1 protein-coding gene is annotated in these 362 nt (G+C 61.6%); it reads left to right on the top strand.

Annotated features, from left to right (window positions below):
* Window positions 1-362 (top strand): MlaD family protein (locus tag ACK3CV_RS25370; RefSeq protein WP_489009928.1); only part of this gene is annotated, 362 nt, incomplete at both ends.

Here is a 362-nt window from a genome sequence, read left to right as displayed (position 1 = left end):
CTACCTGCTGTTCTTTTCCGATTCGGTGCGCGGCCTGCAGCCGGGCGCCCCGGTCGAGTTCCGCGGCATTCGTCTGGGCACGGTGGCGCAGGTGCCGTTCTACAAAGAGGGCATGGCGCAGCGCCTGGACAACGATTACCGCATTCCGGTGTTGATCCGCATCGAGCCGGATCGCTTCCAGAAAGAGCTGGGCGGCAATTTCGATATCGAAGGGCATTTGAAAGACGCCGAGTCCCGCGGCATGCGCGCCTCGATGAAGTCCGCCAACCTGCTGACCGGTTCGCTGTACATCGATCTCGACTTCTATCCGCAGGAGAAACCGTGGAAAGGGCCGCGCGAGCTGTTCGGTTATCCGCTGATGC

The organism is Serratia sp. TSO36 (assembly GCF_057808395.1).
The sequence above is the reverse complement of the archived record's forward strand: the minus strand, read 5'-3'. Positions and strand labels throughout refer to the sequence as shown.